General features: G+C 46.1%; 12 protein-coding genes. 8 read left to right on the top strand and 4 right to left on the bottom strand.

All coding sequences use genetic code 11. The features are described from left to right. Positions 1-104 precede the first annotated feature (104 nt). Positions 105-602: a hypothetical protein gene (locus tag MYF79_RS02805; RefSeq protein WP_247812461.1), complete on the bottom strand. Its 498-nt coding sequence runs from the start codon at positions 600-602 to the stop codon at positions 105-107. 398 nt (positions 603-1,000) lie between these two features. Between MYF79_RS02805 and MYF79_RS02800 the strand changes: the two genes are divergently transcribed. Together MYF79_RS02800 and MYF79_RS02795 are read left to right on the top strand one after the other, a co-directional pair. Beyond that, on the top strand, positions 1,001-2,413 hold the full coding sequence (locus tag MYF79_RS02800) for an MATE family efflux transporter (RefSeq protein ID WP_247812460.1): 1,413 nt from the start codon (positions 1,001-1,003) through the stop codon (positions 2,411-2,413). A 52-nt stretch (positions 2,414-2,465) separates the two neighbouring features. Then, entirely contained in the window at positions 2,466-3,392 is a 927-nt protein-coding gene (locus tag MYF79_RS02795) for a PfkB family carbohydrate kinase (RefSeq protein ID WP_247812459.1), read from the top strand. 71 nt (positions 3,393-3,463) lie between these two features. Here the strand turns inward: MYF79_RS02795 and MYF79_RS02790 are convergent, their stop codons facing one another. Beyond that, positions 3,464-4,261, bottom strand: a complete 798-nt coding sequence (locus tag MYF79_RS02790; RefSeq protein WP_247812458.1) for a S1/P1 nuclease — start codon at positions 4,259-4,261, stop codon at positions 3,464-3,466. A 113-nt stretch (positions 4,262-4,374) separates the two neighbouring features. Here MYF79_RS02790 and uvrB point away from each other — a divergent pair, with 113 nt between their 5' ends. The 4 genes from uvrB (at position 4,375) to MYF79_RS02770 (ending at position 10,400) form a co-directional block, all read left to right on the top strand. Beyond that, positions 4,375-6,429, top strand: coding sequence for an excinuclease ABC subunit UvrB (gene uvrB, locus MYF79_RS02785; protein ID WP_247812457.1), 2,055 nt, complete (start codon positions 4,375-4,377; stop codon positions 6,427-6,429). A 437-nt stretch (positions 6,430-6,866) separates the two neighbouring features. Further along, entirely contained in the window at positions 6,867-8,255 is a 1,389-nt protein-coding gene (locus tag MYF79_RS02780; protein ID WP_199654129.1) for an ammonium transporter, read from the top strand. 272 nt (positions 8,256-8,527) lie between these two features. Beyond that, complete coding sequence (locus MYF79_RS02775) at positions 8,528-9,610, top strand: porin (protein ID WP_247812456.1); 1,083 nt, start codon at positions 8,528-8,530, stop codon at positions 9,608-9,610. A gap of 124 nt (positions 9,611-9,734) precedes the next feature. Continuing rightward, positions 9,735-10,400, top strand: a complete 666-nt coding sequence (locus MYF79_RS02770) for a DUF2461 domain-containing protein (RefSeq protein ID WP_247812455.1) — start codon at positions 9,735-9,737, stop codon at positions 10,398-10,400. A gap of 170 nt (positions 10,401-10,570) precedes the next feature. Here MYF79_RS02770 and MYF79_RS02765 read toward each other — a convergent pair whose 3' ends face one another. After that, a complete protein-coding gene (locus tag MYF79_RS02765; RefSeq protein WP_089829114.1) occupies positions 10,571-10,822 on the bottom strand; it encodes a hypothetical protein in 252 nt (83 codons plus the stop codon). 300 nt (positions 10,823-11,122) lie between these two features. Beyond that, a complete protein-coding gene (locus MYF79_RS02760) occupies positions 11,123-12,112 on the bottom strand; it encodes an aspartate-semialdehyde dehydrogenase (protein ID WP_247812454.1) in 990 nt (329 codons plus the stop codon). Positions 12,113-12,234: 122 nt separating this feature from the next. Here MYF79_RS02760 and MYF79_RS02755 point away from each other — a divergent pair, with 122 nt between their 5' ends. Next, positions 12,235-14,823, top strand: coding sequence for a lamin tail domain-containing protein (locus MYF79_RS02755; RefSeq protein WP_247812453.1), 2,589 nt, complete (start codon positions 12,235-12,237; stop codon positions 14,821-14,823). A gap of 127 nt (positions 14,824-14,950) precedes the next feature. Beyond that, on the top strand, positions 14,951-15,610 hold the full coding sequence (locus tag MYF79_RS02750; RefSeq protein WP_247812452.1) for a DUF5606 domain-containing protein: 660 nt from the start codon (positions 14,951-14,953) through the stop codon (positions 15,608-15,610). Positions 15,611-15,692 lie beyond the last annotated feature (82 nt).

Genomic DNA, 15,692 nt, shown 5'->3' with positions numbered 1-15,692 from the left:
ACTAGCGAAGACCATCATAATAATGGCCGGAAATTTCCGGCCATTATTACTCTTTTTATCCTGTAGTCTCCTGATATTTTATATCAGACAATTGCCATCAGAAATTACTGAGCGCTGCTTTTCAGGATGTTACCGATAGCAATAACGCTATCCTTACCAGCTTTGAAGTAAACTTTAGAGAATGCGCTTATTTTCACTGCACTGTCATAGTTGAACTTGCGGGTCTGTCCATTTACAACAACGGTCTTAACCTTATTCCAGATTACTTTAGTTGCTTCAGCACCATTACCTGGAATAGTATCCTTTAACAGGGTATCAATGGTAGGTGATGCAACAGAACCTCCGATCAGGAAGAACGGATGTTTGGTGTCTTTGGTGGAAGCTTTCAGTGTGATAGACAGGTTTACACTGCTGTCAGCATTTTCAGTCAGTTTTACAGTACCTACCTGAGTTGCATCTGTAGCGCTTTTAGTCAGCTTGTATTCTTTTGAACGTGTGTTTGGCGTTGCTGGATCGTCATCATCGCTGCAAGCTGCAAAAGTAATACCCATAGCAAGGGCTAATGCTCCTACTTTAAGAGCATGTTTTTTAATCGTAAGCATGGTTTCCGTTTAATTTGAATTAATAGAAAATAGGTTTCCGTATTTAGTACAATAAATTGGTTTCTCAGCGCTGATGCAATTGTTAAACGGAGACGGTCTTGAAAAGTTACAGCGGCAGTAAAAAAATTATTTAATGTGTTTTTGGCAATCAATGAATTGCTTATCTGCACTGTGTTTGAGCTTAATAAAAAATCTCCTGAAAAAGAGATATATGTTGTCACACCGGCTAAAAAAATGAGGAGTTAAAAAAAACATTTTACCTTTGTGCTCTACAAATGATGCGCCATGAAAATGTAATTTAATATCCGGTATTTCCGGATATGCCCACCGCCCCTTTTAGATGTTAACGGTACAGATCAGTACCGGCAATTCCATTTTTAATTTTTTAATTTATCTATATGCGAGATACACAGGCCAATTCCCGCCTGGGCAAGGTATTCCGGTTGTTTGTTATGGCAGTATCAGGCACGGAAAAAGAGTTCACCAGTGGTAATATCAACCGCGCTATTTTTTTATTATCAGTACCCATGATCCTGGAGATGGTGATGGAATCACTTTTTGCAGTCGTGGATATTTTCTTTGTGAGTAAGCTGGGTAAGCACGCCATCTCTGCTGTTGGATTGACAGAATCTATGATGACGCTGGTTTATACAGCGGCATTTGGACTGAGCATGGCGGCTACGGCAGTGGTAGCGCGACGTACAGGTGAGAAAGATGGCGATGCTGCCGCACATACTGCTGTGCAGTCGCTGTACGTAGCATTGGTGCTGGCTATTGCTATTGCTGTAACTGGTATCATATTCGCTCCCGATCTGCTCACGCTGATGGGCGCCTCCGCGGAAGTGGTTGATAACGGGCACATATATACGCGTATTATGCTGGGCAGTAACCTCATTGTAATACTGCTTTTCCTCATCAACGGTATTTTCCGTGGCGCAGGAGATGCTGCTATCGCAATGAGATCGTTATGGATAGCCAATATTCTGAACATCCTCTTGTGTCCTTTGCTGATTAATGGTCTGGGACCAATTCCCGCCCTGGGGCTGAAGGGTGCTGCGCTGGCTACTACGATAGGCCGTGGTATAGGTGTATGTTACCAGCTGTACCGCCTCTTCGGCGGCAAGGGCCTGATCCGCATCAGCAGGCAGCATATACGCCCCGATATAAGTGTGATCTGGAAAATAGTGAAGATAGCCGCCGGAGGTACTGCACAGTTGCTCATCAATACAGTCAGCTGGATATTCCTGGTACGCCTGATAGCCCGTTTTGGGGAAGATGCGGTGGCCGGATATACCATCGCTATAAGGATCGTTATTTTCGCGCTGCTGCCTGCTTTTGGTATGGCCAATGCTGCAGCGTCCCTTGTAGGGCAGAACCTGGGCGCCGGTCAGCCCGACCGGGCGGAAACATCCGTATGGAGGGCTGCGTTCTTTAATATGTTGTTCCTGGGATCAATATCGATCTTTTTCTTCCTGGCCGCCCGGCCGGTAGTAATGCTATTTACCAGCGAGACTGCTATTGTGTTAAAGGCCGCAGAGTGCCTGCAACTGTTAAGTGCAGGGTACATCTTTTATGCCTATGGCATGGTGCTCTCACAGTCTTTTAACGGGGCGGGAGACACGCGCACCCCTACCCTGATTAACCTGGTAGGCTTCTGGATGTTCCAGATCCCCTTGGCCTGGATACTGGCCGTAACCTATAATATGGGCCCGGCAGGTGTTTTCTGGGCTATAGCCATAGCAGAATCCTGCATCGCGGTAGCGGCTATCTTTATATTCCGGAAAGGATGGTGGAAGCGGGTGAAAGTTTAGTTACATTTGCGCTGTTTGCAAACTAACTAAAACTCAATAAAAAAGAATACGCATGTCGCTAACTGTTGTAGGTTCTATGGCGTTCGATGATATAGAAACGCCCTTTGGTAAATCAGGCCGGATCGTTGGTGGTTCAGCCACATTCATAGCATGGGCTGCTTCCAATTTCGTGAAGCCCATTAACCAGGTATCCGTAATTGGCGGTGACTTCCCTCAGGAAGAACTGGACGCACTGGGGGCCAAAGGTGTTGCTTTCGATGGAGTACAGGTAAAGAAAGATGAGAAATCTTTCTACTGGGCCGGAAGATATCATATGGACATGAATACCCGTGATACACTGGCTACAGAGCTGAACGTACTGGGGGAATTTCAGCCCGTAATACCCGACAGTTACCAGGGAAGCGAGTTCCTGATATTAGGTAATCTGACACCACAGGTGCAGCTGTCTGTAATAAAACAGATGAAGACCAGGCCTAAACTGATCGTAATGGACACCATGAACTTCTGGATGGAAGTAGCCATGGACGATCTGAAAATAGTGCTGAAGGAAGTAGACGTGCTCCTGGTAAATGACGCCGAAGCCCGTCAGCTGACCGGAGAAGTGTCTCTGGTAAAAGCTGCCCGCAAGATATTGACCACCATGGGGCCAAAATACCTGATCATCAAGAAAGGAGAGCACGGTGCACTGCTGTTCCATGAGAACCATGTATTCTTTGCACCTGCATTACCACTGGAAGATGTATTCGACCCAACCGGTGCCGGCGATACTTTTGCAGGTGGTTTTATCGGGCATCTGGCGAAAACAAAGGATATTTCCTTTGAAAACATGAAGACGGCCATTATCGTTGGTTCCGCTATGGCTTCCTTCTGTGTGGAACGCTTTGGAGTAGGCCGCCTGCGCGAGATCAGCAGTGAAGATATCAGTAACCGCCTGGAGCAGTTCGTACAACTGGTAAATTTTGATATTGACCTGATCTAGTCAGGAAAAGGTATAAAAGAAAAGCATCAGTCCCGGAGGCTGATGCTTTTTCTTTTATACTATACCCATTGTTATTTGTAGATCTGATTCAAAACAGCTGCGAGCCTTAGCCCTCCTTTCAGCAGCTGACTATTCAGGTCGTTGACAAACCAGAAATTATAACGGTAGCTCAGTTTATCATTGGCATGCGTCAATGCATATACTTTGCCCGACAGCTGGTTAGATTCAAAGATCCAGTCGGCGATGGTACCGGCTTGAATTTTCTTTGTAGTTACAGCAGTGGCAGTATCCAGGGCCCTGGTATATTCAGTATAGCTGAGCTGCTGGAATTCAATCAGGTGCTCATCCCATACCCGGTGGAGGTTTGTCTGCTTATCAAACCACATTACCTGGATCTTGTTACCGCCCTGGTCCTCATCCCTGCCGGCATGTAAGGGCTGATGCATATCTCCTATCATATGGATCAGGAAGGTTAGCGCAAATACTTTGTCTTCTTTAGATGTGGCCGGATCCTTCAGCTTTTTGATCAGGGCCTCAGTTTGTGCATATAGGTTGTCTCCGGTGCTGTGTGCTTTTATTACCTCATCAAATTGCTGGCGTGTACAGTTGGCAGGAAAATCGAGGTAGTGCCAGGGAGAAGTATGATCATACTTGTGTGTAGTATCCGACTTGATAAAATCAGGCCAGTTGGCCACCATCGCCATGCTCTGAGGTCCCAGTAAAGCGTAGATAGCCTTACGGGCCTGAGGGCTTAAGTGACGGCTGGCGATCTCGGCTACCACACGGTGACCGGTAACGCCCCAGGCAAAGCCTGACATAGGTACCAGCAATAGCATACCCATTATAACATGGTAGAGTTTTTTAAGCATAATACATGAGGTGGTTAATATGTCTCAATAAGTGCGTAAAGGTGAGCCAGATTTTTCAAATGAAAAAGCACTGTCTATTAATTTGTACATTTGATAACGCTATAATTTAGAATATGCCCTTTAAGATAAATGCACCATATGCCCCGGCAGGCGATCAACCGGAAGCCATCCGACAGTTAGTAGAAGGATTACAGGATGGAGCGCCTGCCCAGACATTACTGGGGGTAACAGGATCGGGAAAAACCTTCACCGTCGCTAATGTGATTCAACAGGTACAGCGCCCTACCCTGGTGCTGACCCACAATAAAACACTGGTGGCTCAGCTGTACGGCGAGTTCCGCCAGTTCTTTCCGGACAATGCTGTGGAATATTTTGTTTCCTACTACGACTACTATCAGCCGGAGGCTTATATGCCGGTAAGCGACACCTATATAGAAAAGGACCTGTCTATCAATGAAGAGCTGGATAAGCTCAGGTTGAGAGCTACCACCAGTCTCCTGTCAGGGCGGCGGGATATTATAGTGGTGGCCAGTGTATCGTGTATCTATGGTATGGGTAACCCGACGGATTATGAAAATGGTATTATCCGTCTGCACAGAGGACAGACCATTGGACGTAACACCGTATTACACGGACTTGTCAATTCCTTGTATACACGTACTACGGGCGACTTCAACAGGGGTAACTTCCGAGTGCAGGGCGATACCGTAGACATCAACCTCCCTTATGTGGACTTCGGTTACCGTATTACTTTCTTTGGCGACGAAATAGAAGAGATAGAAAGCTTCGATGTACAAACCGGCAAACGTATAGGCACCATGGAGAATGCGGCCATCTTCCCGGCCAATCTCTACCTGGCGCCTAAGGACATGATGGCCCAGATCATTTTTGAGATCCAGGATGAGCTGCTGGCGCAGGTGGAGTATTTCCGTTCTATCGGGAAGCACCTGGAGGCACAGCGCCTTTCCGAGAGAGTGAACTATGACCTGGAGATGATCAGGGAATTGGGTTATTGCAGCGGTATTGAGAACTATTCCCGCTTCCTGGACCGCCGTGCGCCCGGTACCCGTCCATTCTGCCTGCTGGATTATTTTCCTAAGGATTACCTGCTGGTAATAGATGAAAGCCACGTAACCATTCCCCAGATAGGTGGTATGTACGGTGGGGACAGGTCCCGTAAGCTGACCCTGGTCGACTACGGCTTCCGCCTGCCTTCTGCAATGGACAACCGGCCCCTCAACTTCTACGAATTTGAAAACCTGGTGAACCAGGCCATCTTTGTCAGCGCCACTCCCGGTGAATATGAACTGAGAAAGACGGAAGGTGTGGTAGTAGAACAGGTGGTACGTCCTACAGGACTGCTGGAGCCGCCTATTGAAGTGAGACCAAGCGTAAACCAGGTGGACGACCTGCTGGAAGAAATTGACAAACGTGTAGCCAAAGGAGGCCGTGTGCTCGTGACCACGCTGACCAAACGGATGGCAGAGGAAATGGACAAATACCTGCATCGTATCAATATTAAGTCGCGTTACATTCACTCAGAGGTAGACACCCTGGAACGTATAGAAATATTAAGGGACCTCCGCCTGGGCAATATCAACGTCCTTGTTGGGGTGAACCTCCTGCGTGAGGGCCTTGACCTGCCGGAGGTAACACTGGTTGCCATATTGGACGCCGACAAGGAAGGTTTCCTCCGGGACGAGCGCTCACTGACACAGACCGCTGGCCGGGCAGCACGTAACGTGGACGGACTTGTTATCTTTTATGCTGACAAGATAACCGACAGTATGCAGCGTACCATTGACGAGACGGACCGCCGCAGGCAGAAACAGGTGGCTTATAATACAGAACATAATATTACACCGAGAACGGTGCTGAAAAGCAAGGAGCAAATCCTCGGACAGACCGCTGTATTGGAAATCAAACAGTTCGATGAAAATTCCCCGTATGCAGTACACGATGAGGTGACACTGGTGGCGGAAGATGCCGTAGGTTATGCCAAACAGGAAGCCACCGTAGCCAAAACTATTCCTCAGATGGAGAAAGCAATTTCGAAGATTAAAAAGGATATGGAGAAGGCGGCAAAAGATCTCGACTTTATGGAAGCTGCCAGGTTACGTGACCAGATGTTCGCAATGCAACGTGAATTAGAAAGTATGAAGCAATAATATCGCAGTGAGGTCGATTTTTATGTCCTGGATCATAAAAGTTACATTAATATATTTTTAATATATTGATAATATTCAACGACGTTCCACCATCCAACAAAATCAGTCTAATATTTATTAGACTGATTTTTAGTTTATTACAGGCTATGTTCCCTAATTGCAGTAACAACCGCCTTCCCAATGTTAGAAAATTGTTAAATGCTGTCGCTGAAAATTTATAATTAACTGATATTTAAATTATTATGGAATAAAATGAGGCGTTTTAAGGCGACCATTAACTACAAAAAGTAATACTTATATTATTATAAATTATAATATACCTGATATTTGACCCCATATCCTCTATTTTTCTTCAATCATTTCTATTTTTTGCCTTTTCTATTTGATGAATTGAATATCCTTCATACTTTTATTGAAGAAATTTAAAATGTACAGCTATGAAGAAAACATCATTTCAAGACTATTTGCCCTTCCTTTTGCTGGCAGTTGTCGCGATAATTGCATTGTTTGTCCCGGGGGAGCTTCCTTTTGCAGATCCCAAGGGTCAATACAATACAGGTGACATTGCGTGGATACTGGTGGCATCCTGCCTCGTATTTCTGATGACCCCCGGGCTGTCATTTTTTTACGGAGGTATGGTTAACCGCAAAAACGTGATCTCAACACTGGTACAAAGCTTTATCGCTGCCGGTGTGGTTAGTATCGTATGGGTAGCTGTAGGATTCAGCCTTGCCTTTGGTAAATCTTTAAATGGTGTGATCGGTGATCCTTCAACTTTCCTGTTTTTCAGGGGGGTACCGTCCAGCGAGCCCTGGTCTTTGGCCACCAGCATTCCTTTGCTGGTATTCGCCCTTTTCCAGATGAAATTTGCAGTGATCACTCCTGCGCTGGTAGTAGGCGCCGTAGCAGAAAGGATCCGTTTTACATCGTATGTATTATTTATGGTGTTATTCAGCCTGTTGGTTTATGCACCTATCGCACACTGGACCTGGCATCCTGATGGGTTCCTGTTCAAATTGGGTGTGCTCGACTTCGCAGGTGGTACTGTAGTACATATCTCTGCAGGTTGCGCGGCGCTTGCAGGTGTACTGGTACTGAAACGCCGTAAAGACCATATAGAAAAGAAAGAATTGCAACCTGCCAATATTCCTTTTGTACTGTTGGGTACAGGCCTGCTCTGGTTCGGATGGTTCGGTTTCAATGCCGGCTCTGCCCTGGGTGCTAATGGACTGGCTGCTTCCGCTTTCGCTACTACCAATACAGCAGCAGCTGCTGCCGGCTTATCCTGGATCTTCTTCGATGTGATCCGCGGCCGTAAACCTTCTGCACTGGGTTTCTGTATCGGCGCCGTAGTTGGCCTGGTAGCTATCACCCCTGCTGCAGGTTATGTAGGTATCCCACAGAGTATAATGATAGGTTTTGCTTCTGCTATCGTTTCTAACCTCGTAGCTCACTATAAATCCAAAACCGCTATCGACGATACACTGGATGTATTCCCCTGCCATGGCGTAGGTGGTATGGTCGGTATGCTGCTCACCGGTATCTTCGCCAGCAAGAATGTAAATGGCGCCATCAGCGATGGCCTGTTCTACGGTGGCTTTGAACTCTTCAAGAACCAGGTGATCGGATTAGTGATCGTAGTCGTATACAGCTTCGTGGTTTCCTATGGTATCTTCAAGCTGATCAACCTGATCCACCCGCTGCGTGTAAGCGATGAAGAAGAAGCATTGGGTCTGGATGCTACACAGCACAACGAACAATACCATCCAGCTCTGATGAGTGTAGCCGACAATGGTACACTGAAAGAAGAGCAGCTGGTTCACTAGGCGCTTAAAAATATTCACATAGTTTGACTTGACACCCAAATGTTAGAATAGCTAATAATCGAACTGGGAAATAAAAACGTAAACAGTATTTTATTTTATCAACCAGAATTACTTTATCAACCAATATCTCTAGTATTCCATGTAGATTCCTTCCTGGTTGATTATTAGCTATTCTATTCTCTTTCTTCCCTTTATTCCAGTTATAGAACGGCGAGCATAGAATTAACGAAACAGATTCGCGCACACCATTTTTATCAACCAAATTTCCTTGCATGAAAAAAGTTCTATTGGTAGCATATGCTGCCTGTCAGGCGCTTATTGCCCATTCCCAGACTGCTGCTGATACAACTAAAGCCCCATTGCTCAAGCTTTCCGGCTCTGCAGACGTCTACTACCGCTACAATTTCAATGGCAATAACACAGATAATAAAACTAGCTTCACAAACTCCCATAATAGTTTTGAACTGGGAATGATCTCGCTCAAAGCCGAGCATGAATTTAAAAAAGGAAGTATAGTGGCAGATGTTGGCTTTGGTAAAAGGGCAGCGGAATTCTCATACAACGAGACTCCTGAAAAGACTAACACCGCAGAGGTGGTTATCAAACAATTATATGTAGGCTACCAGGTATTGGACAAACTAAAGATCAGCATGGGTAGTTTCGGTACACATGTGGGATACGAACTGCTGGATGCATACCTGAACAGGAACTACAGCATGAGTTACATGTTCAGCAATGGGCCTTTCTTCAGCACCGGTGTCAAGGCCGATCTCACTATCAGTTCCGCATGGACGGCTATGGTAGGGGTATTCAACCCGACTGATTTCAAATCTGCTTCCTGGACCAATAATAAATATATCGGTGCGCAGTTGGGCTATTGCTCCACCCAGGTGCCGCTTAAATTATACCTGAACTACCTGGAAGGCAAGGATACCAGCGGTATCCAGAACCACCAGATCGACTTTGTCGCCACCTACCTGGTAAACGATGTACTGAGCCTGGGATATAATGGAACTGTCAGCACATATAAAAATACCCGCGACAAGGAAGGGCTTGAGAGCTCGAAGCAATGGTGGGGATCTGCCTTATATGTCAACGTGGATTTCAACGAAAAGGTTGGGCTAAGCGTGCGGGGTGAGTATTTTGATGATAAAGATGCCCTGAAGACCTTTAGTGGTACAGAGGGTGGTCATGTATTGGCGGGCACGCTTTCTTTAAATTACAAGGCAGGTAATCTGACTATTATCCCTGAATTCAGAGTAGATAATGCTTCTGTAGATATCTTCCACAAAAAATCCGGAACGCCGGTGGGTACATCTCCCAGTGTATTACTAGCCGCTACATATCATTTTTAAGCAGAACTTTTTACTGCGTTATGCTCTTCTTTCCGGACCGCGGGGTCCGGAGGGAAGGGCATAGACTATTCTTATTACTGGGTAAGGAAAATAATTTTTTTATTTTGTGAGCAAAACTGATTACATGCTGCAACCCCCCACGTTGAAGTTTTTAAAATTATTGAGCAAGAATAATAATAAGGTCTGGTTTGACGAGCATAAATCCGATTACCAGAAGGCAAAAGCCGATTATGAAAGTGTGGTACAACAGATCCTGGATGGTTTATATAAACAGGATCCTGCTATTGCAGGTTTACAGGTGAAAGATTGCACTTTCCGTATATATAAAGATGTCCGTTTCTCGAAAGATAAAACACCTTACAAGACCAACATGGGTGCGGCCTTTGCACCCGGTGGCCGTAAAACGCCCCGTCCGGGTTACTACTTCCACCTGGAACCGGGAGGCAATAGTTTTGCAGGAGGCGGGCTGTGGATGCCGGAAGCTGATGCGCTGAAAAAGGTCAGGCAGGAAATAGATTACAATTTTGAAGAATTCCAGCAGATCATCTCCAATAAAGAATTCATCCGCTATTTCGGTAAAATAGAGGGAGAATCGCTGAAGACCGCGCCACAGGGCTACCAGCCGGACAATCCTGCCATTGCGTACCTGAAACTGAAAAGCTTCACAGTATGGCATCACATTTCCGACGAAGCTGTCATACAGCCTGCATTGGTAAGAGAAATTCTGAAAATATTTGCTGTAATGCAACCCTTTGTCAAGTTCCTTGACAGAGCGCTTTATTCGGAATAGTCAGGTAATGTCTTCGGGGTGAAAATAATATCAATTAAATCACTGTCCGCTATCACAGATGGGTAAGTCACAATGCACCCGGAAATTACGCTGTCATCTGCCGGATATGCATACGCCGGTACACATATTTATAGCCGGCAGATGATTACAGCTCAATAAGTTTCAATGGGTTAGTTTTTGTGGATCAGGAATTCGAATGGTCTTGCCTTGCGGTTCTTTAACAGATTTTCTTTATCTGTTTTAGTATGCGCAAAACGTTGATTATACACGTTGGCAACCTCAATAATCGGGATTATGCCGTCCAGTGTATCATGTTGATCCACAATGTTCATGATGCGGGACACCTGTGAAGAAAAATTAGAACTCCACTCTTCAGTAAATTTGTGCATCAGTAGCAGCTCGCGATTGGCGTTGGTTTTCATAGGACTTAAGGGTGTTTACAGATTTGTGAATTTTAGTTCTTCGGCTTCTTACTTTCTTAAAAAATGACTTTTCTGGAATAAGTAAGTTGGCATAGGATTATTGATACCAAAATTGGATTTTATCTAGCAGAAAGCAATACTACTTCTGTGTAATTTTTGTCAAAGTGATACTTATTTCTCCTCAAATTGATACTAAAAGAGCAAGTGTTACTACACTTGCTCTCTTTTATTGAAAGAAAAACGTTTATTCGTTCGCGAAAACATCCTTTTGAAGTCATTCCGCTACTTAGATGTTGTCACTCAGATCCATTTTTGCGCGTGCAGGTACTCTGCTATCTGAACCGCATTGGTAGCAGCCCCTTTACGCAGGTTATCTGCCACGATCCACATATTCAGGGTCTTGTCCTGTGTTTCATCGCGACGGAGACGGCCTACAAACACTTCATCCTTCTCATGCGCATCTTTCGGCATTGGATACAGTTGTTTGGAAGGATCGTCTACTACAATCACACCAGGTGTCTTTTCCAGTATCGCACGTACATCAGCCAGTTCATATTCCTTATCGAAGGCAACGTTCACTGATTCACTGTGGCCACCTATTACAGGTATACGTACAGTTGTAGCCGTTACACGGATGTTGTCATCTCCCATGATCTTGATGGTTTCTTTCACCATCTTCATTTCCTCTTTCGTGTAACCGTTATCGAGAAATACATCTATCTGCGGGATCACATTCAGGTCAATACGATGTGCATAAGCTTTTTCTCCTTCCACACCTTTACGCTCGTTCATTAGCTGATCTACCGCTTTTACACCGGTACCTGTTACTGACTGGTAAGTAGATACCACCACACGATTGATCTTGTACTTCTCATGTAAAGGATTCAGCACAAGTACCATCTGGATGGTAGAGCAGTTTGGATTGGCGATGATCTTATCTTCCGGCGTCAGTGTCTTACCGTTGATCTCAGGCACCACCAGTTTTTTGGTAGGGTCCATTCTCCATGCAGAAGAGTTGTCGATGACAGTAATTCCTGCTGCTGCAAATTTTGGGGCCCATTCCAGGGAAGTACTGCCACCGGCGGAAAACAGCGCAACATCCGGCTTCATTGAAATTGCCGTATCTGCATTCACCACCTTATAAGGCTTGCCCTTAAATGTTACTTCCTTACCAACAGACTTCTCAGAAGCCACGGGAATCAGTTCTGTAACCGGAAAATTTCTCTCGGTCAATACTTGTAACATTTTTGAGCCTACCAGCCCGGTAGCTCCTACTACGGCAACTTTCATTGTTTTTACATTTAAAATTTTTCGAAATGCAAATTTAACACAACCTATGCGGTTTTCAATGTTTTGGTCAGAATCATAGAAATTCACTAAATTTCTGCCTAAACCAACCTACTTTTTTAGACATGCGTATTTCCATTGTTTGTGCATGCCTGCTCCTGCAGGCTTCTTTCTCATTCGCACAAGTGAGCGAACGATTTGATTATCAAAACATTAATGATGCGATTTCATGGAAAGGAACTGATACTGCCTGGCGGATAGAGAAGGGCCGCCTGAAAAGCCATTTGCAACAAGCAAGCAGTAGTTTCCATATCGCTACGCCCTCTTCACTGGCCCGCAATGCAATATGGGAATGGTGGCTGCAGCTGGATTTCAACACTTCTTCTCTTAATTATGTTGATGTCTTTCTCACAGCAGACAGTGCAAACCTTCAGGGAACGGGCATCAGGGGATATTTTGTACGCATTGGCAACACAAAAGATGAAGTATGCCTGTACAGAAAAGATGGTACCTCATCTCCGGTTCTGTTGATAGACGGGCGGGATGGTATCACCAATCATACCTCCACAAAGCTGAAGATCAGAGTGACACGGACGGATGATCAATGGGAACTGTGGACAGATGAAAATGCCAATGGTACAGCTTATGTCCGCGAGGGCACAGCAACGGATCACATGTATAATACTTCTCATTTCATGGGATTTGCAGTGCGCCAGTCTACAGCGTCCTTCTTTGGCCGCCATTATTTTGATGACGTACTGGTCACACCTGTTGTATCAGATACGACGGCGCCTGTCTTAAGCGCTTACCAGCTGCGCGACAGCCGGACCCTTACACTGTGTTTCAGTGAAGCGCCGGATAGTTCCATCCTTTCCAGGCCGGAACATTTCCGCTTATCTGTTCCCGGCAATACTCCGGACAGCATTTGGCAGGATAGCAGTCAGCCATCCTGTCTGCATGTACAGTTCCGGGATGTTTTCCCCAACGGCGATAGCTGTTATCTGTTGTTAGATGGCATAAGCGACCCTTCGGGGAATGTCATGGAGCCGGCTACAGTGGCCTTTCTATATTATACCAGCCGCGGTTATGACGTGCTTATTCATGAATTCCTGCCAAGGGCTTTGCCTTCCGCCGGTTTGTTGCCTGCCCGGTTTGTAGAGCTGAGGAACAATAGCCCCTATGCCCTGCAATTGAAAGGCTGGCGGATCGGGAATAGTAGCCGTGAGGCGCCCCTGCCGCAATACCTGCTGCCGGCCGGTGGTTTGTTGGTGCTTTGTGATAAAGGGAATACAACTCTTTTCCCCGCCGGTATTCCCATCCTGGGCATCAGCAGTTTTCCCGCGCCAGGCGATAGTGACATCATCACGCTGCGCAATGACAAGGGGATACTTGTACATGCTGTCGCTTATGACCGCAGCTGGTATGCCAACCCGGTCAAGGAACGGGGCGGATGGAGCCTGGAAATGACAGATATCAACTGGCCCTGCGCCGGCAGCAGTAACTGGAAACCATCTGTAGCGGCGGAAGGAGGAACACCCGGCAGGCCCAATACTGTAGCGGGAACAGGGACAATGCCCCCACCTGTATCATTAGTGAAGGCGTTCCCGCCTGATACTGTGACGATACACCTGTCGTTCAATGGTATCATGGACAGCCTTCAGGTGGCAACGCCGGAACATTACCAGTTCACGCCTTCCCTTGATGTCAGTGGTATCATTGCTGATCCTCCCTTATATAATAATATATCTGTCCGCCTCGGCAAACCTTTGTTACAAGACACTGTATATACCGTGCTTGTATCCGGAATAAAGGATTGTACCGGTCAGGAAGTGACTACCACCGGTGATATGGCCTTTGCCCGTATTGGTACGCCGGACAGCTTCGATATTGTGATCAATGAAATCTTATATGATCCTGCACCAGGTGTGCCTGAATTTGTGGAGATCTATAACCGGAGCAGGAAGGCGGTAGACCTGTCGAGCCTGTACCTGGCAAGAAGGAAAGATGACGGACAACTGGATGATCCTGTTGCCCTGGGTGGACAGCCGGGGTTGTTATTATCCGGAGGCTATGCTGCCTTTACCACAGCGCCCCAGGCCTTATGCACATATTACGATTGCCTGCAGGCGGCAACTATTTATAAAATAAACCTGCCTGCACTGATAAATGGAGAAGGAACAATTGTGCTCTTAAATAAAGACGGGCAGGTATTGGATGAATTGCATTATTCTGACAAGATGCATATCGCAACTGCAGGCAATACCCGTGGTGTATCACTGGAGCGATTAAGGGCGGACGCCCGCACACAGGATAAGTATAACTGGCATTCCGCCGCGGCTGTTGTAAAATACGCCACCCCTGGTTATCGTAATTCGCAGCAGCTACCGGTTACGGAAGTGCAGGGAGACCTGACGGTACAGCCAGCTGTTTTTTCTCCGGACAACGATGGCCTGGAAGATCTTGCGATAGTCAGATATCACTTTCCGGGGCCGGGTAATATTATAAATGTCACGATTTTTGATGCAGAGGGCAGGCCGGTAAGATTCCTGGAAAGGAATACCTTGTTGCCGGCCGCCGGATATATGACCTGGGATGGCCGGGGAGAATCGAACCGCGAGCTGGTGTCAGGAATATACATCATCTTTGCGGAGGCGTTTAATGCCGAAGGAAAGGTCAGACATTGGAAATTGCCTGTAGTACTGGGAAAAAGATAGGTTAGTTGATTATGTCAAAAAAAATGCTTGATCAGGGCAATTATTAATAATAATTGGGTCAGCAGCCTTATTCCAATTTGTCGGATAGAAACGATTTTTTATATTTGCGCTTCTTAAAAATTTGAACATGCAGTATAGAGAAATAGTTGCAGTAACCGGTTTGGGTGGTTTGTTTCAATTGATTGCCAGCAAACAGGATGGCGCTATCGTAAGATCTCTGGAAGACAAGAGCACTAAATTCGTGAGCTCCCGTGTCCATAATTTTACTCCGCTGGAAAGTATTGAGGTATTTACTACCGGAGACAACGTGAACCTGGCCGAGGTATTTAAGGCCATGCAGGAACAGGAAGCCAAGACAGCCCCGGTTGACGCCAAAGCTGACAATAATGCTATCAAGTCTTACTTTAAAAGCGTGTTCCCTACTTTTGACGAGGAAAGGGTTTACGTCAGCGATATGAAGAAGATGGTAAAATGGTATGCCATCCTCAAGAGCAATGATCTGCTGAGGTTTGAAGAAGCAGCTGAAGAAGGTCAGGAAGGAGCAGCGCTTGCCGCAGACGCCAGCCCTGCACCTGAAGCCGAAGTAGCAGAAAAGCCAGCTAAAAAAGCTGCTAAGCCTAAAAAAGCCGCCGCTAAGGATGCCGCTGAAGAGGTAGCAACCGAAGAAGCTCCTGCCGAAAAAGCACCGAAGAAAGCCAAGGCGAAAAAGGAAGAAGCACCTGCTGCTGAAGGAGAAGAAGCTCCTAAGAAGAAGGCTGCACCTAAAAAGAAGAAGACAGAAGAATAGTAGATATTCTTACCCGATAGTACGAGACGCTGCGTGTGCAAACATGCAGCGTTTTTTTTATACGGATAGGCCAGTTACGCCC

This window comes from Chitinophaga filiformis (genome assembly GCF_023100805.1).
Taxonomy (GTDB): Bacteria; Bacteroidota; Bacteroidia; order Chitinophagales; family Chitinophagaceae; genus Chitinophaga; species Chitinophaga filiformis_B.
Note: the sequence above shows the minus strand (reverse complement) of the source record. Positions and strands in the feature narration are given on the sequence as shown.

Excerpts from the sequence above, each read along its gene's own strand:
- MYF79_RS02795 (WP_247812459.1), top strand. The coding sequence starts at position 2,466 with ATGTCGCTAACTGTTGTAGGTTCTATGGCGTTCGATGATATAGAAACG.
- MYF79_RS02790 (WP_247812458.1), bottom strand. The coding sequence starts at position 4,261 with ATGCTTAAAAAACTCTACCATGTTATAATGGGTATGCTATTGCTGGTA.
- MYF79_RS02775 (WP_247812456.1), top strand. The coding sequence starts at position 8,528 with ATGAAAAAAGTTCTATTGGTAGCATATGCTGCCTGTCAGGCGCTTATT.
- MYF79_RS02770 (WP_247812455.1), top strand. The coding sequence starts at position 9,735 with ATGCTGCAACCCCCCACGTTGAAGTTTTTAAAATTATTGAGCAAGAAT.
- uvrB (WP_247812457.1), top strand. The coding sequence starts at position 4,375 with ATGCCCTTTAAGATAAATGCACCATATGCCCCGGCAGGCGATCAACCG.
- MYF79_RS02780 (WP_199654129.1), top strand. The coding sequence starts at position 6,867 with ATGAAGAAAACATCATTTCAAGACTATTTGCCCTTCCTTTTGCTGGCA.
- MYF79_RS02800 (WP_247812460.1), top strand. The coding sequence starts at position 1,001 with ATGCGAGATACACAGGCCAATTCCCGCCTGGGCAAGGTATTCCGGTTG.
- MYF79_RS02755 (WP_247812453.1), top strand. The coding sequence starts at position 12,235 with ATGCGTATTTCCATTGTTTGTGCATGCCTGCTCCTGCAGGCTTCTTTC.
- MYF79_RS02805 (WP_247812461.1), bottom strand. The coding sequence starts at position 602 with ATGCTTACGATTAAAAAACATGCTCTTAAAGTAGGAGCATTAGCCCTT.
- MYF79_RS02765 (WP_089829114.1), bottom strand. The coding sequence starts at position 10,822 with ATGAAAACCAACGCCAATCGCGAGCTGCTACTGATGCACAAATTTACT.
- MYF79_RS02750 (WP_247812452.1), top strand. The coding sequence starts at position 14,951 with ATGCAGTATAGAGAAATAGTTGCAGTAACCGGTTTGGGTGGTTTGTTT.
- MYF79_RS02760 (WP_247812454.1), bottom strand. The coding sequence starts at position 12,112 with ATGAAAGTTGCCGTAGTAGGAGCTACCGGGCTGGTAGGCTCAAAAATG.